At 76.1% G+C, this 6,045-nt stretch carries 3 protein-coding genes and 1 pseudogene; 1 reads left to right on the top strand and 3 read right to left on the bottom strand.

From position 1 onward, the window contains the following. Positions 1-1,305 (bottom strand): type VII secretion integral membrane protein EccD (gene eccD / locus A5714_RS04815; protein ID WP_068283262.1); only part of this gene is annotated, 1,305 nt, incomplete at its 3' end. A 126-nt stretch (positions 1,306-1,431) separates the two neighbouring features. Between eccD and eccCb the strand changes: the two genes are divergently transcribed. Beyond that, on the top strand, positions 1,432-5,088 hold the full coding sequence (gene eccCb / locus A5714_RS04810; protein ID WP_068283259.1) for a type VII secretion protein EccCb: 3,657 nt from the start codon (positions 1,432-1,434) through the stop codon (positions 5,086-5,088). Positions 5,089-5,329: 241 nt separating this feature from the next. Here eccCb and A5714_RS27560 read toward each other — a convergent pair. Continuing rightward, positions 5,330-5,401 (bottom strand): annotated as a pseudogene (locus A5714_RS27560) (WXG100 family type VII secretion target); the annotation flags it as partial. Between the two features lie 69 nt (positions 5,402-5,470). Continuing rightward, the coding region (locus A5714_RS04800; protein ID WP_068283253.1) for a type VII secretion-associated protein at positions 5,471-6,045 on the bottom strand (575 nt) is incomplete at its 5' end.

Raw genomic sequence — 6,045 nt, 5'->3', positions numbered from 1 at the left:
GGCGCCGCAGATCCAGCCGGTCAGGGGCACCAGCGCCGCCAGCGCCACGCACTCGAGCAGCTCCACGGCCCGGCGCGCGACCGGCGAGCAGGCCAGCGTCGGGGCGGCGAAGCCGACGTGTAACGCCGCCCCGGCCAGCGCCGCCGTGGCGGCGGCGAGCCACGGCCCGTGCGCCGGCAATCCCGCGACGGTCGCGGCGAGGCAGCAGGTCCCCGCGCCCGCGAAGAGCGGCGTGCGCGACGCGTCCGCGGCGCAGGCCCGCGCCAGCAGCAGCGCGCCGACGACGGCGGCGAACGCGGCGCCCGAGGGCCGCGGCGCCCCGCCAATCGCGGTAACGACGGCGCCGACGGCCGCCGACGCGGACAACCCGGCCGTCAGGCTGGTCAGCCACGCATCGGCACGAACGGCCCGGCTGGACAGCCGGTTTGGGCTGGTGGCCCCGCCCGGCTGCGGGCGGGCCGTCAACCCGGCCAGCGCGATCGTCGCGCGGGGCGCCACCGCCAGCGCGGCCACCGACGCCAGCGCCGCCACCGAACCCAGGGCCGGTGGCGGCGCCCCGCTGAGCGTCCCGGCCAGCGCGGCCAGGGCCACGAGCACCGCGGTGCAGGCCACCGCGGTCAGCGTGACACCGCCGCGACCCGACAGCCGCGCCGACACCACGGCGGCGACGGCGGCGGCCGCCGCGCCCAGCAAAACCCGGGCGACGACGGCGGCGCCCGGCACCGCCACGAACCCGGCGAGCCCGCCGAACGCCGCCGCCGACACGCCCATCGCCAGCGCGGCGCCCGGGTCGCGGCGGGCCCGGCGCGCGCCGGCCGAGAAGCCGACGGCGACCACCGCCAGCACAGCGGCGGTGCTACCGGCGTCGCGAAACCCGTTGTCGGCAAGGGTGCACCGTGCGACCGCCAGCCCACCGGCGCCGGTGAAGGTCGCGGCCGCCGCGGCGCCGACCGGCCTTCGGAGCCGCCGTCCGGGCGCCGCCGCGAGGGCGTCCGTGACGGCCGCGGCCGCGTCCAGGTAGCGCGGCACCGGCGGCGCCGGCGAGGAGCGGCTCAGGACCAGGACGGCGCCGTCGTCGACGCGGCTTTGCGCCAGCGTCGTCGACGGGTCAAGCGGCGCGGCGCCCGGCGCTGACAGGTTCAGCTGCCGTCCCTCCGGATTTACCGCGGCGCCGCGGCTTCCGAACAGGTCGACGAGCGCCGGGATCAGCGCCGCGACGGAGACTTCCGCGGGCAGGCAGACATCGAGGACCGCGCTGTCGCTGTGCACCGAGACGCGGCGCAGCCCGGCGTCGAACGATTCCATCGGTCCCCCTGTCCGTCGATCCCCGGAAAGGTAGCGGGGTTGCGGCGGAGCGGGTTTCGGTTGTCCACAGGTGACTTGCCGCGCGACACCCGGCTTCCTAACGTCGGCGGCCGGGAAAGGGGCGATATGACCCACGCTTTCACGCCCACGCCGCGGCGGGCGCCGTCTGCGCCGCTGGCGGACATCACCATCGACCCGCCGCCCCCGACGCCGCCGGCGACGCCGGCGGGCCTGCTGGTCCGGGCGGCGCCGATGGCGCTGTCGGTCGCGGGGGTGGCCGTCATGGCGGTGGCGTTCGGGTCGGGAGCGGCCGCCGGCCGCGGCCCGACGTTCCTGGCCTTCCCCGTGCTGATGCTGATGTCGACGGCGCTGGCGGCGGTCACCGGGCGCAGGGCGCGGCGGGGCGGTGGCCTCGACGCCGACCGCGCCGACTACCTCGCCTACCTGGGCCGGCTCGGCGAGTCGGCCGCGGAAACCGCTGCGGCGCAACGCGCGGCGCTGCTGAGCACGCACCCCGAGCCCGCCGCGCTGTGGACGTTGGCCGGTGGCCCGCGCATGTGGGAGCGCGGCGCCACCGACCCTGACTTCTGCCACGCGCGCGTCGGCCTGGCGGCCCGGCCGCTCGCCGGGCGGGTGGCGGCGCCGCAAGCCACCCCGGCGGACCCCGTGACCGCCGACGCCCTGAGCCGCTTCCTCGCCTGCCACGCCACCATCGACGCGCCGGTCAGCGTCGACGCGCTGCGCGGCGCGGTCACCGTCGAGGGTGACCCGGCTGCGGCGCGCGGGCTGCTGCGCGCCGTGGTCTGCCAACTGGCCGTCCTGCACCCGCCCGACCAGCTGCTGATCGCTGCGGCGGCCAGCGACCGTACCCTGGCCCACTGGGAGTGGCTGAAGTGGTTGCCGCACAACCACCATCCCCAGGCCCGCGACGCGCTCGGTGCGGCGCGCATGGTGTACGCGGGTACCGCGGAGGCCGGCCGGGCGCTGGCCGGACTGCCCGCCGGGCGCGTTCTGGTGATCACCGACCTCGACGACGACGGTGCCACCGACGCGCTCGCGGGGGTCGCGACCCTCACGGTCGGTCCGGGACGCGCCGGGGAACAGTTGGTGATCAGGCAGCGCGGCGAGGCGATCGGCGTCGAATGTCCGGATGGGATGGCGCTGTACGACGCTCTGGTCTGCGCGCGGCGGCTGGCCCGGTACCGGATCGGCGCGGCGCGGCACCAGGATTGGCTCCGGCTTGCCGGCATCGGGGACGCGCAGCGGTTCGATCCGCGGACGTTGTGGCGCACCGTTTCACCCGCGGACCGGCTGCGGGCGCCGATCGGGACCGATGCCGCGGGCGCGCCGCTCGAACTCGACATCAAGGAGCCGGCCGAGCGGGGCCTGGGCCCGCACGGGCTGTGCGTGGGCGCGACCGGTTCCGGCAAGTCGGAGCTGCTGCGCACGATCGCCTTGGGCATGATGGCGCGCAACCCGCCCGACGTGCTCAACGTGTTGCTCGTCGACTTCAAGGGTGGCGCAACGTTTCTCGATTTCGCCGACAGCCCGCAGGTGGCCGCGGTCATCACCAACCTCGCCGACGACGCCCCGCTGGTGGAACGCATGCGGGCGGCCCTGGCCGGCGAGCTGAACCGGCGCCAGCAGCTGCTGCGCGACGCGGGCTGCGACGGCGTCGCGGCCTACGAACGGGCGCGCCGCGCCGGTGCGGGGCGACCCACGTTGCCGACGCTGTTCGTCATCGTCGACGAGTTTTCCGAATTGCTCAGCCAGCACCCGGATTTCGCCGATACCTTCGTGGCGATCGGCCGGCTGGGCCGCTCGCTCGGCGTCCACCTGCTGCTGGCCAGTCAGCGCCTCGACGAGGGGCGCCTGCGGGGGTTGGACGCGCACCTGTCCTATCGGATTTGCCTGAAGACGCTGTCGGCCGCGGACTCCCGCGCCGTGCTGGGCTGTGCCGACGCCTACCAGCTGCCCAACACCCCGGGCGCCGGCTTCATGCGCGTCGGCGCCGCCGACCCGATCCGCTTCCACGCGGCGTCGGTGTCCGGGCCCGCGCCGTCAGCCGCGCCGGCGCGGCCGTCAGCCGCCGCCGTGGCGCGGGTGTTCCGCACCGCTGCGTGCGGCGCGATCACGCGGGCCGCCGCGACGGTCGAACCGCCGCCGGCGACCGTCCTGCGGGCGGTCCTGGACCGGCTGGCCGGCCATGGGCCGCCCGCGCATCCGGTGTGGTTGCCGCCGTTGGGTTCCGCGCCGGCCCTGCACACCCTGCTGGGCGATGGCGCGTCCGGCGCCGCGGGTCTGGTCGTCCCGCTCGGGCTCGTGGACCGGCCGTACGAGCAGCGTCGCACGCCGTTGTCGGTCGACCTGTCCGGGGGCGCCGGCAACGTGGCGATCGTCGGTGCCCCCCAATCGGGCAAGTCGACCGCAGTGCGCACCCTGATCACGGCGCTGGCCGCGACCCACGACCCGCGCCTGGTGCAGTTCTACTGCCTGGATCTGGGCGGCGGCGCGCTGGCGTCGGCGCAGAGCCTGCCGCACGTGGGCGCCGTCGTGGGCCGCGCCGATCCGCGGCGGGCGGCGCGGGTGGTCGCCGAATGCGAGGCCGTGATCCGGTCGCGGGAGGCCGCCTTCGCCGAGCGCGGCATCGTATCGATCGGGCAATACCGCCGCATGCGGGCGCCGTCGGATGGCGACGCCTTCGGCGACCTGTTCCTGGTCATCGACGGCTGGGGTAGCGTGCGGGCGGAGTTCGAGGCGCTCGAGGCGCCGGTCACCGCGATTGCGACGCAAGGGCTTTCGTTCGGCGTGCACGTGGTGTTGACGGCGTCGCGGTGGGCCGAGGTGCGGCCGTCACTGCGGGACCAGATCGGGACCCGCATCGAGCTGCGGCTGGGGGATCCGGCGGACTCCGAGATCGACCGTCGGACAGCCCGATTCGTGCCGGTCGACCGGCCGGGTCGAGGCTTGGCCCGTGACGGTTCGCAGCTGCTGATCGCGCTGCCCGAGGCGCCGGTGGCGCCCGGCGACCGCGTCGCGCCGCCGATCGCCTCGCTGCCCACCCGGGTGCACCGCGACGCGCTGCCGCACGGCCGAGACGTCCTGCTCGGAGTCCAAGAGCACCGGTTAGAGCCGCTGGCCATCGATTTCGAACGCCACGGACATCTGCTGATCCTGGGCGACGACGGGTGCGGGAAGACCGCCACCTTGCGCACCGTGTGCCGCGAGCTCGTGCGCACCCGCCCGGCCGCCCAGGCGCGGTTGCTGCTGGTCGACTTCCGGCGCACCCTGCTGGGCGTCGTCGCGTCCGAACACTGTGGCGGACATGCCAAGTCGGCGGTGGGGTTGGGCGCGCTGCTGCCCAGCGTGGTCGAGCTGTTGCGCAGCCGACTGTCCCCGGCGCACGCCGGTCAGGAGCAGCTGCGGGCCGGGCCCTGGTGGCGGGGGTCGGACGTGTACGTCGTCGTCGACGACTACGACCTGGTCGCGGCGCCGACGGCCAACCCGCTGGCCGGCCTCCTCGAATTCCTGCCCTGCGCGCGGGATCTGGGCCTGCACCTGGTGGTGGCGCGGCGCAGCGGCGGAGCCGAGCGGGCCCTGTTCGAGCCACTGCTCGCGGGCCTGCGGGACCACGGCTGCATGACGTTGTCGATGAGCGGGTGCCCGGAGGACGGGACGGCGTTCGGGGCGTCCCGGCCGGTGGCGTTGCCACCGGGGCGCGGCGTCGTGACCGCCCGCGGCGTCGACAGCCGACTGGTGCAAGTGGCCTGGAGCCCACCGTGACCGGGCACCGGGCCGTCGTCGAGGCGGGACCCGCGGCGATTCGCCGACTGTGTTGCGGCACAACCACCGACGCGGCGGCCTCGGAGACCGTGCTCGCGGCGCTGGGGGCGATCGACGATCAGGTCACGCTGGTGGGCGAGCGCCCGACGGCCGTCGACGCGGTGTGGCGCGCCGCGCTGCGGTCGGCGTGCTGCGAGCCGTCGGGCGCCATGCTGGTGCTGCACCCGTCGTGGTGGCCCGCGGCGCGGATCTCCTCGTTGCGCGCATCCGTCGTGGCGGCGACCGTCCGCATCATGTCGAAGTCGGTGTTCATTGCGTCGTGGACCGCCATACTTATTTCGACAGTGAGGACAGCGTTTCGGTTCCCTCGGATCTGCGCCCGTCAGCCGATCGCGTGGGCGGACCGCACCGCCTGCTCGCACACGGCGCGCACGGCCTCCTCGCCGCCCGGCCCGCTCTGGCAGCCGACGCTGATCCGGACGGGACCGTCGAGCAGCACCGTCCACCGGACCTGGTGGCCGGGACGGACCTCGCGGTAGGTCACCGCCGGGCGCCCGGCACTGGTGCCGGCCGGGTTGAAGTCGACGAACACGCCGCCCGGCGCGGCGTCGATCGCGCGCTTGAGCCGTTCGGCGGTGCCGCGCAGCGTCTCACCGGCGACGGGCGACTGGGTGACGAGCAGCGCGACCTGCGGGTCCGACGGCGAGGAGACCTGCACGCGCGCAGAGCCGGGCCCGGTGGTCACCCGCTGCGTCGGCCAGTCCGCGGGCACGGTCAGCGCGACCCGGCCCTCCACGAGAAAGGTTGTCGCCGGCGCGACCGTCACCCGCCGCGCGGTGACCGCGCCGCCCCCGTTGTCGGTCCACACCGCCGGTGCCGCGACGGCCAGGGCGGCGGTGGTCGCCCCGAGCGCGGTCCGCGCGCGCCGGCGCGCCGCGCGGGCTGCGCCGGTCGGCG

The sequence above is a fragment of the Mycobacterium sp. E2462 genome (assembly GCF_001672685.1).
GTDB lineage: Bacteria > Actinomycetota > Actinomycetes > Mycobacteriales > Mycobacteriaceae > Mycobacterium.
The sequence above is the reverse complement of the archived record's forward strand: the minus strand, read 5'-3'. Positions and strand labels throughout refer to the sequence as shown.

Bases quoted from the DNA above. Each gene is read 5' to 3' on its own strand.
- eccCb (WP_068283259.1), top strand. From the start codon at position 1,432: ATGACCCACGCTTTCACGCCCACGCCGCGGCGGGCGCCGTCTGCGCCG.